A 15,598-nucleotide genomic window follows, 5' to 3' on the forward strand; every position below is an offset into this window, starting at 1 on the left:
CGGCGGCCCCGGCCCGCCGCTCGGGCGCGGCCTCCAGCGCCATCATGGCCTCGGGCACGCTCGTCTCCCGCGCGCTGGGGTTCGTCAAGACGGTCCTCATCACGGTGGCGATCGGCTCCATCACGACCGTCTCCGACGTCTTCGAGCTCGCGAACACGCTGCCGAACCTGATCTACGTCCTCGTGGCGGGCGGCATCTTCAACGCCGTCCTGGTGCCGCAGATCATCAAGGCCTCCAGGACCGCGGACGACGGCGGGGCCGACTACATCGCCCGCCTGCTCACCCTCGCCGTGCTCGCCCTGCTGGGGGTCACGGCGGTCGTGGTGCTGCTGGCGGGACCCATCATCCGGACCATGGGCACCGACTGGACCGAGGAGCAGCTCTCGCTCGGGCTGACGTTCGCGCTGTTCACGTTCCCGCAGATCTTCTTCTACGGCCTCTACACCGTGGTGGGGCAGGTCCTGAACGCCCGCGGCGCCTTCGGCTGGTACATGTGGGCGCCGGTGGTCAACAACGTGGTGGCCATCGCCGCGCTGCTCGTGTTCGTCCAGCAGTTCGGGGCGTACGCCGAGACGGTGCACACCCTCGAGAACTGGTCCCCGGCCAAGACCTTCTGGCTGGCGGCCATGGCCACGGTGGGCGTCGCGGCCCAGGCCCTCGTGCTGTTCTGGCCGCTGCGCCGGCTCGGGCTGGGACTGCGCCCGAAGTTCGGCTGGCGCGGCATCGGCCTCTCCACCGCGGCGCGGCTCGCGGGCTGGACCCTCGCCACCGGGGTCCTCGCCAACCTGGCGTTCCTGACCCTGACCAAGGTCGCGGCGATCCCCACCGGCTACCGCCCGGAGTACCTCGCGATGGACCCGCCGCAGCAGATCGCGGGCGTGGCGGCCCTCAACCAGGCCTCGATGCTGTACTCCCTCCCGCACGGGGTGATCGGGCTGTCCATCGCCACGGTGCTGTTCAACCGGATGGCCGCCGCCTCGACGGACGGGGACCGGGCCGGGATGGTCGCGTCCCTGTCCTCGAGCCTGCGCATCACCGGTGTGGCGACGGTCTTCGCCACCGTCGCCCTCGTGGTCTTCGCCGGCCCCCTCGGCATGCTCTTCAGCGGCGGCGTCCCCTCCGCGGGAGCCGTGGTCGGCCAGGTGATCACGGTGATCGCGATCGGCGCGCCCTTCATGTCGGTGTCCTTCATGCTCGGCCGGGCGTTCTACGCGCAGGAGGACGCCCGCACCCCGTTCCTCGTGCAGGTCGGCGTCGCCCTCTTCACCGTGGTCTCGGCGCTGCTGATCTGGTCGTTCGTCCCGCCGGACCTCATCGTCTTCGCGGTCGCCGCGTGCTACGCGGCCCAGAACGTCCTGAGCGCGCTGATCTACCACGTGGTCCTGGTCCGCCGGATCGGGGACTACGACGTGGCCCGGATCGTGGACTCCCACGCCCGGATCCTCGTGGCGTCCCTGCTCGCCGGCGCGGTGGGCGCCGTGGCCCTGTTCCTGCTCGGCGGATACGACCCCGCCGGCTTCCCCTGGACCAACCAGCTGACGGCGATCGCGACCGTCGCCGCGGGCGGGACCGTCATGGGGATCGCCTACCTGGGCGCCCTCAAGCTCTGCCGCGTCCGGGAGCTCGACAGCCTCGTGCGCCCGCTCCTCGCGCGCCTCGGCCGCTGACCGCCCCGACCGGGCGGACCGGGCGCCCGGACCGAGCGCTCGGACCGGCCGTGTGACGAGGCTCTCGGCCGCGGGAGGCCGGGACCGGTAAAGTGCTGAGTGGTCGGTGACGTGGGTCAGGAACACCCCTTCTGCCCCGCCGGCCACCCCCGCCCGCGAATTCCGGCCCCCGCCGCGGATTCCCGACCCCCAGGGAGCCAACGTGCCCGCACCGATGAAGCTCGGTTCCGTCCTCGGCGGCCGCTACAAGGTCGTCACCGACGTGCTGGCCACCGCCGAGGGCGACCGCGTGCTCGAGGGACAGGACCAGATCCTCGGCCGCCGCGTGTCGATCCTGCTGCCCGCGGAGCGGCACACGTCCCTGCTCGTGGAGAACGCCCGCTCCATGGCCAACGGCAGCATCGGCGTCCCCTTCCAGATCCTGGACCTGGGCCAGGCGGAGGCGCACACCTACCTCGTGACCTCGCACACTCCGGCCGCGGACATGCTGGACTCCCTGCTCGTGGAGCCGGACGACGTCGAGGACGAGTCCCTCAGCGACGACATCTTCGGCGCCCCGCGCGGCAGCGGCCCCGGGTCCTACGTGTACGACGAGCCGGACCCCACCAGCCCGACCCCCGTGGTCGCGACCGAGGCCTCCGACGACCTCGGCGGCGCGGCCCCCCAGCCCAAGGTCACCCGGTGGCGGGACGACGACTCGTACGACGACGCCGCGCCCGCCCCCTCGGTGCGCACCCGTCTCGGCCGGCCGGTGCGGGTCAGCGCCACCTCGACCCGCTCGACCCTCTTCGACCGCGCAGCGGCGAGCGGCACGGCGGCCTCGGCCGTCCGCACGGCCGGGACGGACATCGACCCGGGCTACGACGGTGACAACCGCTACGACAGCTACGACGACTACGACGACGGGCACCCGGACACGCCCCACGGGCCGGAGGAGGCGGCCGCGGCCGCGCCGCCGCGCCGGGAGGCGACCGAGGACCGGCCGCAGAAGGGCGGCCGGGGCCTGCTGCTGCTCCTGCTCCTGCTGCTGGCCCTGCTGATCGGTGCCGTGGTGTTCAGCTTCGACCGGCTGGGCGGACTCTTCGCCGGGTCGGAGGGCCCGGAGCCCGCCGTGAGCGCGCCGGCCGAGGAGCAGGCCGGGACGGAGCAGGTGCAGCCCAGCCCCGAGCCGGAGGCCCCGGCCGCCGAGCCGGAGCCCCGCGCCGTCACCCGGGTGGTGCCCACCGACCCGGGCTTCATGGCCGACCAGGACGCGCAGCTGGGCCAGATCGTCGACGGCAACCCGTCCACCTACTGGATCAGCTACGGGTTCTCCGACCCGAACTTCGGCAACCGGACGCCGAGCGTCGGCCTCGCCGTGCAGCTCGAGGAGCCCGCGCCCGTGGAGACGCTCAGGCTCAGCCAGTCGGCCGGCTCGGGCGGGATGTTCGACGTGTACGTCAACGACACCCCGAGCCTGGACGGCGCCGACCAGGTGGCCTCCGGCTCCTTCACGGGCCCGGAGATCACGGTTCCGCTCGCCGCGGCCGCCCAGGACGAGGACCAGCAGTACGTGATCGTGAACTGGACGCAGCTGCCGCAGCTGACGAACCCCATCGCCGGGTTCAACCACGGCCTGCGGATCGGCGAGATCCAGCTCGACTGAGGGCCCCGCTCCCCCCGCCGGACCCGCCGGGGCGGGTCCGGCACCGGAATATCCGCCGCGCGCGCCCCGTTGTGCCAGTGGTCCCTGCGGTCGGCGTGCCCGGCCGCTCCCTGTACGGAAGGTCTGCAGAACAGTGAGCCCCGACTTCGGTCCCGTGATCAACGCCCTCAACCTCGTCCCCTCGACCGGCGAGCCGAAGGCCGGCGCGGACGACGAGACCGTCCACGAGGTGATCATCGTGGGATCCGGCCCCGCCGGGTACACCGCGGCCGTCTACGCGGCGCGCGCCAACCTCCACCCCATCGTCTTCGCCGGGTCCGTGACCGCGGGCGGTGAGCTGATGAACACGACCGAGGTGGAGAACTACCCCGGGTTCATCGACGGGATCCAGGGCCCGGAGCTGATGTCCAACATGCAGCAGCAGGCGGAGCGCTTCGGCGCCGACATCCGCTACGAGGACGTCGTCGCCCTCGAGCTCGAGGGCGAGGTGAAGACCGTGACCCTCGAGGACGGCTCCGTGCACCGCGCCCACGCCGTGATCCTCGCGACCGGCTCCGCGTACCGGGAGCTCGGCCTGCCGGACGAGAAGCGGCTCTCCGGCCACGGGGTGAGCTGGTGCGCCACCTGCGACGGCTTCTTCTTCAAGGAGCAGCACATCGCGGTGGTCGGCGGCGGCGACTCCGCCCTCGAGGAGGCCACGTTCCTCTCCCGCTTCGCCTCCAAGGTCACGATCATCCACCGGCGGGACAGCTTCCGCGCCTCCGAGATCATGCAGCAGCGCGCCTTCGACGACCCCAAGATCGAGGTCCTGTGGAAGGCCGAGGTCGTGGGCATCAACGGCGAGGACAAGGTCCGCTCCGTCACCGTCCGTGACACGGAGTCCCACCAGACCTCGGAGCTGCCCGTGACGGGGCTGTTCGTCGCCATCGGCTCCGATCCCCGCACCGCCCTGGTCAAGGACCAGCTCGAGCTCACCGTGGACGGCACCATCGCCGTGGACGGCCGCAGCTCCACCACGAGCCTCGCCGGGGTCTTCGCGGCGGGCGACGTCGTGGACGCCACCTACCGCCAGGCCATCACGGCGGCGGGCTCCGGATGCGTCGCCGCCGTCGACACCGAGCACTACCTCGCCGCCCTGCACGACCGCTCGGTCCTGCACAGCTGAGCCGTCCCGGTCCGGGCGCCGCCGGCGCCCGGACCGGGATGGGCCATAATCGAACCAGATCCGCCTTCCGCACCACGTCACCCAGAGCGGTCCGGGCACGCCGACCGCGCGCCCGGCACCCGGACAAGGAGAAACATGAGCGCCGCCAAGAACGTCACCGACGCCGACTTCCGCACCGAGGTCCTCGAATCGGACAAGCCCGTCATCGTGGACTTCTGGGCCGAGTGGTGCGGCCCCTGCCGCATGGTCGGCCCGGTCCTCGACGCGATCGCCGCCGAGCACGCCGACGCCGTCGAGGTCGTGAAGCTGAACGTGGACGAGAACCCCGCCGTGGCGTCGCAGTACGGCATCACGTCCATCCCGGCCATCTACCTCTTCTCCGGCGGCGAGGTGGTCAAAAAGGCCATCGGTGCGAAGCCGAAGAGCGCCCTCGAGAAGGAGTTCGCCGACTACCTCGTTCCCGGGAACTGAGCGGACCCCCGACATCCGCGACACCCCGGGCTCGTCCGCCCCTCCCCCGTCGGGGAGGGGCGGACGAGCCGCTGTCCTGGCGCCACGCCGACCCCTCCGACCCGTGGGACACCCGTGAACAACGACGACACCGAACCGATGCTGCGCCGGACCATGACGAGCCGCCGGGTGGTCAGCCTGCGGGAGCGGCTGCTCCGGGCCGGCGTCACCGTGGCCTACCTCGCCCCGCAGGACGTCAACAACCCCTCCTACTTCGACGACCACGTCGACGCCGCCGTGCGCGCCTTCCAGCAGGAGCGCGGGCTCATCGTGGACGGTCTGGTGGGCCCGGAGACGGACCGGTGCCTCAACGAGGCGCAGTACGCCCTCGGTGACCGCCCGCTCTACGCCGACGACGACCACCCGCTCCGGGGCGACGACGTCAGCATGCTGCAACACAACCTCTCGCGGTTGGGTTTCTACTACGGACACCTGAACGGGGTGTTCGGCAGCAGCACGCACCACGCGGTCATGGAGCTCCAGCAGAGTCTGGGTCTCGGGGCCACCGGAGTGGTGGACCGCGAGACCATCGCCGCGCTCGCCCGGATCAACAAGAACATCACGTCCTCCAAGGCCTTCTCGCTGCGCGAGTACCACCGCCTGGAACGGGCCACCTCGGCCCTGCGCGGCCGCTCCGTGGTGCTCGTCCCGTCCGGGGCAGCGGGGCAGCAGCCGCCGGCCTCGGCGGCGCCGGACTTCCGCGACCGCGCCGACGAGGTGACCCGGGACGTCGCCGTCCGCGCCTCCGAGCTGCTGCACGAGATCGGCGCCGACCCCTCGGTGGTCTCGCCCGGGCGGAAGCTCCACGACCGCCGCGGCGTGCCCGTGCGGACCGCAGACTCCACCCGGGAGGCCGTCGCCGGGAGCCGGACGGACTCCGTGGTGGTCACCCTGCACTGCGACTGGAACGCCTCCCCCGCCGCCGGCGGTGTCGCCTCCTACTACTGGGGCGAGCAGGACCGCTCCGAGATCTACTCTCCCATCGGCGAACGGGCCGCGGTGCTCGTGCTCAAGGAGATGGTCGCCCGGACCGGGGCGCTCGACCTCGGCACCCACGCCCGGCAGTGGGACCTGTTGCGCTCCCAGGACGCGCCGACCATCTGGCTCGACCTCGGCTACCTGTCCAGCCCTGCCGACCGGGCCGCCCTCGCCGATCCCGATCACCGGAACCACCTGGCCGAGGCCGTCGTCTTCGGTCTGCAGCGCATGTTCCTGCTCGCGGAGGACGACGTGCCCACGGGCACCATGAGCGTCGACGACGTCGCCGAGTACAACGGACGCTGAACCGCCCCGCCGGGCGGACCCGGCGCACGGAAGAGCCCCGGTGTTTCACGTGAAACACCGGGGCTCTTCCGTGCGATCGGTGGTCTAGGTGCGGTCCATCCCGGGGTCCAGCACCTCGATGATGCGGTTCAGGTCCTCCACCGAGGCGAACTCGATGGTCATCTTGCCCTTGCGGGCGCCCAGGGCGATCCGCACGCTCGTGTCCAGGCGGTCGGAGAACGCCTCCGCGATGTAGTCGAGCCGCTCCTTGTTGCGCCCGGCCGGGGCGGCCGCCCGCTGCGGCTTGCGCTCCCCCGTCTCCGTCAGCTGCACGGCCTCCTCCGTGGCCCGGACCGAGAGCCCCTCCGCCACGATCCGCTGCGCGAGTCGTTCCATCTGCGCGGGGTCGGCCAAGGACAGCAGGGCGCGGGCGTGCCCCGAGGACAGGACGCCGGCGGCCACACGGCGCTGGACGAGCGGCGGCAGGCGGAGCAAACGGATCGTGTTGCTGATCTGGGGGCGGGATCGGCCGATGCGCCGGGACAGCTCCTCCTGCGTGGCGCCGAACTCTTCCAGCAGCTGCTGGTAGGCCGCGGCCTCCTCGAGCGGGTTCAGCTGGCTGCGGTGCAGGTTCTCGAGCAGGGCGTCCCGGAGCAGGTCGTTGTCCGCCGTCTCGCGGACGATCGCCGGGATGGTCGGCAGCCCGGCGCGCTGGGTGGCGCGCCACCGTCGCTCGCCCATGACCAGTTCGTACGACTGCTCCCCGTCCTCGCGGGTGGGTCGCACCACGATGGGCTGCAGCACACCGAGCTCGCCGATCGAGTACGCGAGCTCTGCGAGCTCCTCCTCGTCGAACACCTGACGGGGCTGCTTGCGGTTGGGGTGGATGGCCGCGATCGGGATCTCGGCGAACGTAGCACCGGGCACCGCCGCCAGCTCCTCGACCGCCGCGTCCGTTTCACGTGAAACATCGCCCGCGGACGTATCGGAAGCGGGACGGTCCGTCACGGCGGTCGCCTCGGTCGCCTCTCCCGCGCCGGAATCATCTGTCGCCTCCGGCGCATCGCCCGCGGCGGCGGGCCCGGCCGGAGAGACATCGAGTCGCTGCTGCTCCGGCTCCGCCGCGGTCCGGCTGCGCCCCCCGGACGGGGCCTCGACGTCCTCCGCGGACGGGCGAGTCTCCTTCGGACGCGATGTTTCACGTGAAACGCCGGCCCGGTTCCCCGGACCGGGTTCCGTGGTCGTCGACGACGTCTCCCCGGGGTCAGCCGCCGGCGCGGCGTCAGGGGCACCGGCCGATGGCAGGAAGAACATGTCGGAGGGTCGGCTGACGAGTGTGGTGTTGCGCAGGGCCTCGCCCATGTCCATCCGCGCTTTCATGGCCTTCTGCCGAGCGGCAGGGCTGACAGTCCTGCTCCGTCCCCCGGCAGCCGACCGCTTCGCCGGCTCGGCGGACCCGGGCTGCTCGGGGACGTCATCTGCGTCTGCGGTCCCGCCAGCGGGACGCGCGGCGGCCTTCGACGTGCTCGGGGTCCTAGTGGCTGGCTCTCCGCCGGCTGAGGGCCGGTGCGTCGGGGTCCCGGTTGCTGCGTCCGGCTGGTCGGTCGAATTCTCAGCACGTGCGGATGCGGCTTCGGCGGACGTCGTTTCACGTGAAACATCCGTGCGGGGCGCGTCCTTCCGGGACGTGTCCTCCGCGCTCGTCGACGGCACCGGAGCCGGGCCGACGTCCGCGCCCTGTTCCTCCTTCACCGGGGCCTCGGCAGCGGGTGCACTCGGAATGAGTGCTCCCAGACCTCGGCCCAGTCCACGTCGTCGTTCGCTCACGATGTTCCTCTCCCTCGCCCGGCAATCCGGACAATTCTAGCCGAGCCGCGCGTTCCGACGTGCCGTTTCACGTGGAACGGTGGGTCACTTGCGCGCGGCGCGGAACGGGAACAGCAGGACGCCCGCCTCCAGAAGGAGACGGGCGTCGGGCGGGGGAGTGGCCGGGAAATGGCCAGGGGCCGCTCCGTCAGCGCTGGGCGCGCTGGGCGATCTCGGCCGCCGCCTCCAGGTAGGACAGCGCCCCCGTGGAACTGGGGTCGTAGCTGATGACGCTCTGCTGGTAGCTCGGCGCCTCCGAGATGCGCACCGAGCGGGGGATCATGGTCTCCAGGACCTCGGCGGGGAAGTGGTTGCGCACCTCTTCGGCCACCTGCGACGCGAGGTTGGTGCGACCGTCGTACATGGTGAGCAGGATCGTCGACACCGACAGCTCGGGGTTCAGGTGCTTCTGGATCATCTCGATGTTCTTGAGCAGCTGGCTGAGCCCCTCGAGCGCGTAGTACTCGCACTGAATGGGGATCAGCACCTCGGTGGCCGCGACGAACGCGTTGAGGGTCAGCAGCCCGAGACTCGGCGGGCAGTCGATGAAGACGTAGTCGAGCCGCTCCAGACCGTCGGCCTCGCGCTGCTTCGCGTACGCCTCGAGCGCCCGGCGGAGCCGGTGCTCCCGCGCTACCATGGACACGAGCTCGATCTCCGCGCCGGCCAGATCGATGGTGGCCGGGACGACCCACAGGTTGTCCGCCTCGGCGGACGGCTTCACCGCGTCGGCGATGGGCATCTCGTCGATGAGCACGTCGTAGGTGCTGTCGACCTCCGAGTGGTGCTCCACGCCGAGGGCCGTCGACGCGTTGCCCTGGGGATCGTTGTCGATGACGAGGACGTTCTGCCCCTGTCGGGCGAGGGCCACCGCGATGTTCACCGACGTGCTCGTCTTGCCCACGCCGCCCTTCTGGTTGCTGATCGTGAAGATCCGCGTTGCGGCGGGCTTCTCCAGCTGGACCTTTTTCAGCCTGGCGCGTCGCCTGGTCTCCTCCACGAGCTTCCTCCCCAGCGGCGTGTCCTCCGCCATCGTTGTGGTCATCTTGGGCAGCTGTCCGTCCGTTTCACGTGAAACACGAGTACCCCGATCAGGAACAACCTTGATCGATTGATCAAGCGGATCGGGGGGAAACTCGGCGTCGAAGCCTCGCGGACTTCCCGCGCCGTCGTCGATCGGCATCTGACTGCGCACCTTCCCGGTTCGTCTCGAACTCGTTCCGTCGGAGCACGCCTCCCGCGGGGGAGGGGTGCCTGGGACCGCGCCGCAGGTCAGGTCGCCGTCGACCCGTGGCCGAGCTCGGCGCACCGCCCGTGGCACACTCCTCCCAGCCTACCGCCGACACCGCGCGGAGCAGGCGGCGGTGCTCAGAGCCGGACCCGCACCACCGTGGTGGGCTCCTCGAGCAGGTCCGCCCCGGCCGGGACGATCTCGGTGGACCGGGCGCCGAGCCGGTTCAGCTTCTTCTGCGCCTTGCGCACCTCGTCCGCCGCGGAACGGCCCTTGAGGGCGAGCAGCTCTCCGGTGCCGCGCAGCAGCGGCAGGGTGATGTCCACGAGACCCACCAGGGCCGAGACCGCGCGGGCGGTGACCACGTCCACCTCTCCGACCTCGTCCCGGGCCTGCTCCGCCCGGGCCCGCAGCACACGCACGTTCGTGAGCCCGAGGTCGGCCACGACCTCGTCCAGCCACTGCACGCGCCGCTCCAGCGGCTCGATGAGCGTGATCTGCAGGTCGGGCCGGGCGAGGGCGAGGCACAGCCCGGGCAGACCTGCGCCCGATCCGACGTCGGCCACGCGGGCGCCGGTCGCGATGAGCTCCTCGACCACGGCGCAGTTGAGCACGTGCCGGCTCCACAGCCGGGGCACCTCCCGCGGGCCGATGAGCCCCCGGACGATGCCGGATGACGCCAGGTGCGCCACGTAGCGCTCCGCCAGCGGCAGCCGCTCGCCGAACAGCCGCTCGGCGGCGCGCCGCTCCTGCTCGTCCGGGACCGGCGGGTCCTGCGGAGCGGGGGAGGGGCGCGGCTCCTCGGCCATCAGCCCTGCGGAACGGACACGACGATGTGCCGTGCCGCCCCTTCGCCCTCGGACTCGCTGACGAGACCCTGCTCGGCGACCACGTCGTGCACGATCTTGCGCTCGTAGGCGGACAGGGGGTCGAGGTGCACGCGCTCCCCGGTCTCCTGTGCCTCTCGCACGGCCGCCAGGGCCAGGTCCTGGAGCTGACCGGCCCGGCGGAGCCGGTAGCCGCCGATGTCGAGCACCAGGCGGGAGCGCCGGTCGGTGGCGGCCAGCACGGAGAGGCGCAGGAGCTCCTGGAGGGCCTCCAGGACCTCGCCGTCCTCGCCGACCAGCGCCGACAGGCCTTCGACGTCGTCCCCGTCGGCGACGACCGACAGGTAGGTGCGACCGTCGCGGACCTCGATGTCGATGTCGCCGTCGAGGTCCGCCGTGTCCAGCAGCTCCTCGAGGTAGTCGGCCGCGATCTCGCCCTCCTCCTCGAGCGGATCGACGGCGTCGGTCTCTGCGGCGGCGGTCTCCGCGGCCGGGGTTTTCGCGGCCGGGGTCTCCGCGGCGGGGGCTCCCGCCCCGGCGCCGCGGTCGGCATCGTCGCGCGGCGCGGGGGGCTGCACGTCGTCGGCGTCCTGGGTGGTCTGCCGGATGTCGGTCATGTCGTCTCCTGGGGCCGTGGAAGCACGGGGCCGGGCGCGCCGGCCCCGTGCGGGGAGGGGGTCGAGCCGGGTCGGCCGGCCGCGGTCATCGCGCCTGTTTCCGCTTCGCCTGCTGCCTCTGGCGCTTCTTGCCGACCGGCTGCTGACGCTGCCCGGCGGCGGCGCGGGCACGCTGCTCCTCGATGTCGGCCTCGTGCTCCTCCACGGTCTTGCCGACCGGGGGGAGCCCCTTCGCGGCGCGGCGCTCGTTGAGCTCCTGCTCGGCCTGCGAGCCCGGGGTCGGGTTGTTGCGGATGACCCACCACTGCTGGCCCATGGACCAGACGTTGGAGACGGTCCAGTAGATGAGGACGCCGATGGGGAAGTTGATGCCGCCGATCGCGAAGACCAGGGGGAACAGGTACAGCATCATCTGCTGCTGGCGGTACATCGGGGAGGCCTTCGCGGCCTCGCTCATGTTCTTGGCCGTCAGCTGCTTCTGGGTGAAGAACTGCGAGGCGGACATCGCGACGATCATCACGATCGCCAGGAGGATCGTGGCCACGTGGTTGCCGTCGCCGGGGTTGAGCAGCGTGGAGAACAGCGGGGCGCCGAAGAACGTGGCCTCGTTGAAGGACTGCACGGTGGCCGCGTTCAGGACGTGCACGCCCTCGCCGGCGGCCGCGGACCCGGGCACGCCGTTGAGGACCTGGAACAGCCCGAAGAAGATGGGCATCTGCACCAGGATGGGCAGGCAGGCGGAGAACGGGTTGGAGCCGTGGCTCTTGTACAGCTCCATCTGCTCCTGGGCCATGGCCTGCCGGGACAGCTGGTCCTTCTTGCCCTTGTACTTGGCCTGGAGCTTGGCCATCTCCGGCTGCAGCTCCTGCATGCCGCGCATGGACTTGATCTGCTTGAGGAACAGCGGGATGGTCAGCGTGCGCATGACCAGGGTCAGGCCCACGATGCACAGCACCCAGGTGATGCCCGCGGCGGGGTCCATCCCGAGGGCCGTGAGCATCTCGTGGAACACCCACAGCACGGCGGAGACGACCCACCTGAAGGGGAAGAGGATCATTTCGAACAGGTTCATGGGGAAGGCTCTCCTTGGGCCGCGGGACCGGTGGCCCCGGCGGGGTGGTGCTGGTGGCGCTCAGCAAGGGTGGGATGGTTCAGCAGGACGATCCGGGGAAGGGACGCGAAGTCAGGGAAGACCCGGCCCCCGTCCGGGACCCTGTCGATCCCACCCGCCGCCCAGGGGTGGCAGCGGAGGAGCCTGCGGACGCTGAGGCCCAGGCCGCGCACGGCGCCGTGCACCGTGACGGACTCGAGGGCGTAGGCCGAGCAGGAGGGGAAGTACCGGCAGACGTCCCCGTACAGGGGGGAGACGATGGTCCGGTAGAGCTTGAGACCCGCGATGAGCGCGTTCTGGGGCAGGAACCACAGGACCTGCCACGCGGACGCCGGGCGGACGAACTCGTGGGGAGCCGCCGCGAGGAGGTCCTCGGGCGCGTGAGCGTGCTCGCTCATGACTCCGGCTCCTCCCGTGCGGGTCGTCGGTCTGCTGCGGTGGTCGTCGTCCCGGCGGTCCCGGGAGCCCCGGCCCGCGCGGACGCCGTCCGCCACGCCTTCGCGTAGTCGGCGGCCAGCTCCGCCCAGTCCGCGCGGGAGGCGGGCGGCAGCGCGCGCACCACGACGTCGTAACCGTACGGGGCCTGCCTGACCGTGGTCTGGGCGAGCTCCCGGAGGCGTCGCTTCACCTTGTTGCGGCGCACGGCGTTGCCCACGGCCTTCGAGACGACGAAGCCGAACCGGGCCGGGTGCTCCTCGCCGGTGGGACGCACATAGACGACGACGTTCCGGCGCCCGTTGCGGGCGCCGGAACGCGTGGTGGCCGAGAACTGGGCCGAGGTCCGGATCCGGTGCTGTTCAGGCAGCACGGTCCCGCTCCTGCACGGTCGGCGGCTCGGGCGGCTCCGGCACGACGAGGAGCGCCCGTCGCGGGGCGGTCCTCGGAAGCGCCGGCGCCGACACGGACCGGCTCAGGCGGAGAGCTCGGTGCGGCCCTTGCTGCGGCGGGCGGCGAGGATGGCGCGGCCGGCGCGGGTGCGCATCCGGGCACGGAAGCCGTGCTTCTTGGCGCGACGGCGGTTATTCGGCTGAAAAGTCCGCTTGCTCACTGGTTACTCCAAAGGCGTCAGGGTGTGCGCCCGTCCTCGGTCTCACCGCACCGGGTTCGGCGCGGAGGAGAGGGACGGTCACAGCGGTGCTGGTGGATGCGTCCGAGCATGCGGATGGGCATGACAGTGGACACAAAAGACTACTTCACCCTAGACAACGGGCAGGGGGCGGTCAAATCAGCGACGGGTGGCCGCGGGCCCCGGTGCCGCCGGCGCAGGAGCGGGGCGGCCGGGGCGGAACCGGGTCGAACGGTGGTCGAGTGCTGGACCGGGCACCGGGAGACCCGGCGCCGCTGTGCAGTTCACATCCTACCCACAGCTGTGCACGGATCTTCATCACATCCTGTGGAAAACCGGCCCGGCCGGAGCCGCGGAACCACGCGGATCGGGCGTCGAACTACACGTCTGTAGTTCCCGGAGCCCCCGGAAAACGGCTATGAACAGGTTCGGCGCATGTTCTAGGCTGGCACTCGCGGCTGGCCCCCGACAGCTTTTCCACCGTTGTGAACAACGCTGTGGACAAGATCCCCGGCGAGGGGCCGGGACGACCCGTCCACCGCCTCGTCATCCCGACGACAGCTCGATGACATCTCGACGACAGCAGGAGTACGCGTGGGCACGCAGGACAATCAGGCGCTCAGCGCGCAATGGGCCGAATGCGTGCAGTACATGTACGAGGACCCCATGACCACGGGGCGCTACCGGGGGTTCATCTCCCTGGCCCAGCCCCAGGGCCTCATCGGCACCACGCTGCTCGTCGCGGTCCCGAACGAGCTCACCCGCGAGTTCTTCCAGAACCAGATGGCGTCCGTGCTCCGGTCCTCCGTGGGCCGGGCCTTCAGCCCCGAGACGCTCGTGGCGTTCGTGGTGGACGCCGACCTCGAGACCGCTCCCGCACCGGAGGCGGGCGCCTCGACGCCCACCGCGGCCCTGCCCCCGATCAGCGAGCTCGAGGCGGAGCGCAACCGCACCGACCTGCCCGCACGGGTCGACCACGCCGACACCGCCGACGCGGTGGAGGTCGACCGGCGGACGGCCGGCCTCGACCGGCAGCCCGCCGGGCTCATGGCGCCGCCCCCGGAGCCGGCACACCGCTCCGAGATGGGCGGGGCCGACCGGACCCTGCCGCCGCCGCGGGACCCGCAGGCCGCCCCGCCCCGCCGCCCCGTCCAGGACACCGGCACCGCTCCCGCCGTGGTGGGGGAGTGGGACAGCTCCGCGCGGCTGAACCCCAAGTACGTCTTCGACTCCTTCGTGATCGGCCAGTCCAACCGGTTCGCCCACGCCGCGGCCTTCGCGGTGGCCGAGACCCCGGCCAAGGCCTACAACCCCCTGTTCATCTACGGGGAGTCCGGGCTGGGCAAGACGCACCTGCTGCACGCGATCGGCCACTACGCCAAGCGTCTCTACCCCCAGGTGCGGGTGCGCTACGTGAACTCGGAGGAGTTCACCAACGACTTCATCAACTCGATCCGCGACGACGAGGGCTCCTCCTTCAAGGAGATCTACCGCAACGTGGACATGCTGCTGATCGACGACATCCAGTTCCTGGCGGGCAAGGAGCACACGCAGGAGGAGTTCTTCCACACCTTCAACGCGCTGCACAACCACGAGAAGCAGATCGTGATCACCTCCGACATGCCGCCCAAGCAGCTCACCGGCTTCGCCGAGCGGATGCGGTCCCGCTTCGAGTGGGGCCTGATCACCGACGTGCAGCCGCCGGAGCTGGAGACGCGCATCGCGATCCTGCGCAAGAAGGCCACGAGCGAGGGCATGGACGCCCCCGACGACGTGCTGGAGTACATCGCCTCCCACATCTCCACCAACATCCGCGAGCTCGAGGGCGCCCTGATCCGGGTCACCGCGTTCGCCTCCCTGAACAAGCAGTCGGTGGACCTGCCCCTGGCCGAGCTGGTGCTCAAGGACCTCATCACCGACGACGGCGCGCAGGAGATCACCGCGGCCTCGATCCTGGCCCAGACCGCGGTGTACTTCGACATCAGCCTCGAGGAGCTCAAGAGCAAGTCCCGCACGCGCACCCTGGTCACCGCCCGGCAGATCGCGATGTACCTGCTGCGCGAGCTCACCGACATGTCCCTGCCGAAGATCGGCCAGGAGCTCGGCGGCCGCGACCACACCACGGTGATGCACGCCGACCGCAAGATCCGCACGCTGATGGCCGAGCGCCGGCAGATCTTCAACCAGGTCACGGAGCTCACCAACCGGATCAAGCAGCAGCAGCGCGAGGGCTGAGCCCGGCCCCACCCCTCCTCGAAGGCCCCGGCGGAGCACCGCCGGGGCCTTTTCGTGTAGTTCGTCCACAGGCTCCGCCCGCGGGATCCCGGGCCCGGGGGCACCCTCCTGCACAGGATGTCGGCGCTTGTGGAGCGCCTGTGCACAGGACAGAACCCACACCTGTGGATAAAATTGTGGAATTCTCCGTCCGACCGGTGGAGAACCTCGGTACAACTCGGTGGAGGGCTGTGGAACCCGCGGAACCACGCGGATCTCGTCCACCGGCAGCACGCGTTCCGGTGGACCCCGAACCACAGGAACTCAACAGGCCGCCACCGCCCGGGTGCTGGCCGAGGGGCAGTTATCCACAGATTCCACAGCGGTTATTAACACTCCCATCCTTAAAGAGACAT

At 71.1% G+C, this 15,598-nt stretch carries 14 protein-coding genes; 6 read left to right on the forward strand and 8 right to left on the reverse strand.

Annotated features, from left to right (window positions below):
* Window positions 1–44: 44 nt before the first annotated feature.
* The 5 genes from murJ (at window position 45) to E7Z53_RS02525 (ending at window position 6,271) form a co-directional block, all read left to right on the forward strand.
* Window positions 45–1,667, forward strand: a complete 1,623-nt coding sequence (murJ, locus tag E7Z53_RS02505; protein WP_017835061.1) for a murein biosynthesis integral membrane protein MurJ — start codon at window positions 45–47, stop codon at window positions 1,665–1,667.
* Window positions 1,668–1,869: 202 nt separating this feature from the next.
* Window positions 1,870–3,312: a hypothetical protein gene (locus E7Z53_RS02510; RefSeq protein ID WP_176337095.1), complete on the forward strand. Its 1,443-nt coding sequence runs from the start codon at window positions 1,870–1,872 to the stop codon at window positions 3,310–3,312.
* A gap of 133 nt (window positions 3,313–3,445) precedes the next feature.
* The gene (trxB, locus tag E7Z53_RS02515) at window positions 3,446–4,477 is read left to right on the forward strand and encodes a thioredoxin-disulfide reductase (RefSeq protein ID WP_176337096.1); all 1,032 of its coding nucleotides are present in this window, start codon (window positions 3,446–3,448) and stop codon (window positions 4,475–4,477) included.
* A gap of 135 nt (window positions 4,478–4,612) precedes the next feature.
* The gene (gene trxA / locus E7Z53_RS02520; RefSeq protein WP_017835063.1) at window positions 4,613–4,948 is read left to right on the forward strand and encodes a thioredoxin; all 336 of its coding nucleotides are present in this window, start codon (window positions 4,613–4,615) and stop codon (window positions 4,946–4,948) included.
* A gap of 114 nt (window positions 4,949–5,062) precedes the next feature.
* On the forward strand, window positions 5,063–6,271 hold the full coding sequence (locus E7Z53_RS02525) for a peptidoglycan-binding protein (RefSeq protein WP_176337097.1): 1,209 nt from the start codon (window positions 5,063–5,065) through the stop codon (window positions 6,269–6,271).
* Between the two features lie 84 nt (window positions 6,272–6,355).
* On the opposite strand, the gene E7Z53_RS02530 is transcribed toward E7Z53_RS02525, so the two are convergent.
* The 8 genes from E7Z53_RS02530 to rpmH form a co-directional block, all read right to left on the reverse strand.
* Window positions 6,356–7,612: a ParB/RepB/Spo0J family partition protein gene (locus E7Z53_RS02530; protein WP_255219418.1), complete on the reverse strand. Its 1,257-nt coding sequence runs from the start codon at window positions 7,610–7,612 to the stop codon at window positions 6,356–6,358.
* Window positions 7,613–8,264: 652 nt separating this feature from the next.
* The gene (locus tag E7Z53_RS02535; protein ID WP_109268899.1) at window positions 8,265–9,161 is read right to left on the reverse strand and encodes a ParA family protein; all 897 of its coding nucleotides are present in this window, start codon (window positions 9,159–9,161) and stop codon (window positions 8,265–8,267) included.
* A 323-nt stretch (window positions 9,162–9,484) separates the two neighbouring features.
* On the reverse strand, window positions 9,485–10,156 hold the full coding sequence (gene rsmG / locus E7Z53_RS02540) for a 16S rRNA (guanine(527)-N(7))-methyltransferase RsmG (RefSeq protein ID WP_017835067.1): 672 nt from the start codon (window positions 10,154–10,156) through the stop codon (window positions 9,485–9,487).
* Window positions 10,156–10,791 (reverse strand): Jag family protein, encoded by a 636-nt coding sequence (locus tag E7Z53_RS02545; RefSeq protein WP_126349598.1) that lies wholly within the window; start codon window positions 10,789–10,791, stop codon window positions 10,156–10,158. Before E7Z53_RS02545 ends, rsmG begins: the two co-directional genes overlap by 1 nt.
* 85 nt (window positions 10,792–10,876) lie before the next feature.
* Window positions 10,877–11,863, reverse strand: a complete 987-nt coding sequence (gene yidC / locus E7Z53_RS02550; protein ID WP_035924361.1) for a membrane protein insertase YidC — start codon at window positions 11,861–11,863, stop codon at window positions 10,877–10,879.
* Window positions 11,860–12,300, reverse strand: coding sequence for a membrane protein insertion efficiency factor YidD (gene yidD / locus E7Z53_RS02555; RefSeq protein ID WP_035924359.1), 441 nt, complete (start codon window positions 12,298–12,300; stop codon window positions 11,860–11,862). The genes yidC and yidD overlap by 4 nt, the downstream gene beginning before the upstream one ends.
* Window positions 12,297–12,710, reverse strand: coding sequence for a ribonuclease P protein component (rnpA, locus tag E7Z53_RS02560; RefSeq protein ID WP_017835071.1), 414 nt, complete (start codon window positions 12,708–12,710; stop codon window positions 12,297–12,299). The genes yidD and rnpA overlap by 4 nt, the downstream gene beginning before the upstream one ends.
* Before the next feature lie 102 nt (window positions 12,711–12,812).
* A complete protein-coding gene (rpmH, locus tag E7Z53_RS02565) occupies window positions 12,813–12,950 on the reverse strand; it encodes a 50S ribosomal protein L34 (RefSeq protein ID WP_019181680.1) in 138 nt (45 codons plus the stop codon).
* A 669-nt stretch (window positions 12,951–13,619) separates the two neighbouring features.
* Here rpmH and dnaA point away from each other — a divergent pair.
* Entirely contained in the window at window positions 13,620–15,203 is a 1,584-nt protein-coding gene (dnaA, locus tag E7Z53_RS02570; RefSeq protein ID WP_051063853.1) for a chromosomal replication initiator protein DnaA, read from the forward strand.
* Window positions 15,204–15,598 lie beyond the last annotated feature (395 nt).

This window comes from Kocuria salina (assembly GCF_013368965.1).
Taxonomy (GTDB): Bacteria; Actinomycetota; Actinomycetes; order Actinomycetales; family Micrococcaceae; genus Kocuria; species Kocuria rosea.

What these genes read in the sequence shown, in the direction of transcription:
- dnaA (WP_051063853.1), top strand. Translation starts at nt 13,620, where the DNA reads ATGTACGAGGACCCCATGACCACGGGGCGCTACCGGGGGTTCATCTCC.
- E7Z53_RS02545 (WP_126349598.1), bottom strand. Translation starts at nt 10,791, where the DNA reads ATGACCGACATCCGGCAGACCACCCAGGACGCCGACGACGTGCAGCCC.
- E7Z53_RS02530 (WP_255219418.1), bottom strand. Translation starts at nt 7,612, where the DNA reads ATGGGCGAGGCCCTGCGCAACACCACACTCGTCAGCCGACCCTCCGAC.
- E7Z53_RS02535 (WP_109268899.1), bottom strand. Translation starts at nt 9,161, where the DNA reads ATGACCACAACGATGGCGGAGGACACGCCGCTGGGGAGGAAGCTCGTG.
- murJ (WP_017835061.1), top strand. Translation starts at nt 45, where the DNA reads ATGGCCTCGGGCACGCTCGTCTCCCGCGCGCTGGGGTTCGTCAAGACG.
- yidC (WP_035924361.1), bottom strand. Translation starts at nt 11,863, where the DNA reads ATGAACCTGTTCGAAATGATCCTCTTCCCCTTCAGGTGGGTCGTCTCC.
- trxA (WP_017835063.1), top strand. Translation starts at nt 4,613, where the DNA reads ATGAGCGCCGCCAAGAACGTCACCGACGCCGACTTCCGCACCGAGGTC.
- rsmG (WP_017835067.1), bottom strand. Translation starts at nt 10,156, where the DNA reads ATGGCCGAGGAGCCGCGCCCCTCCCCCGCTCCGCAGGACCCGCCGGTC.
- yidD (WP_035924359.1), bottom strand. Translation starts at nt 12,300, where the DNA reads ATGAGCGAGCACGCTCACGCGCCCGAGGACCTCCTCGCGGCGGCTCCC.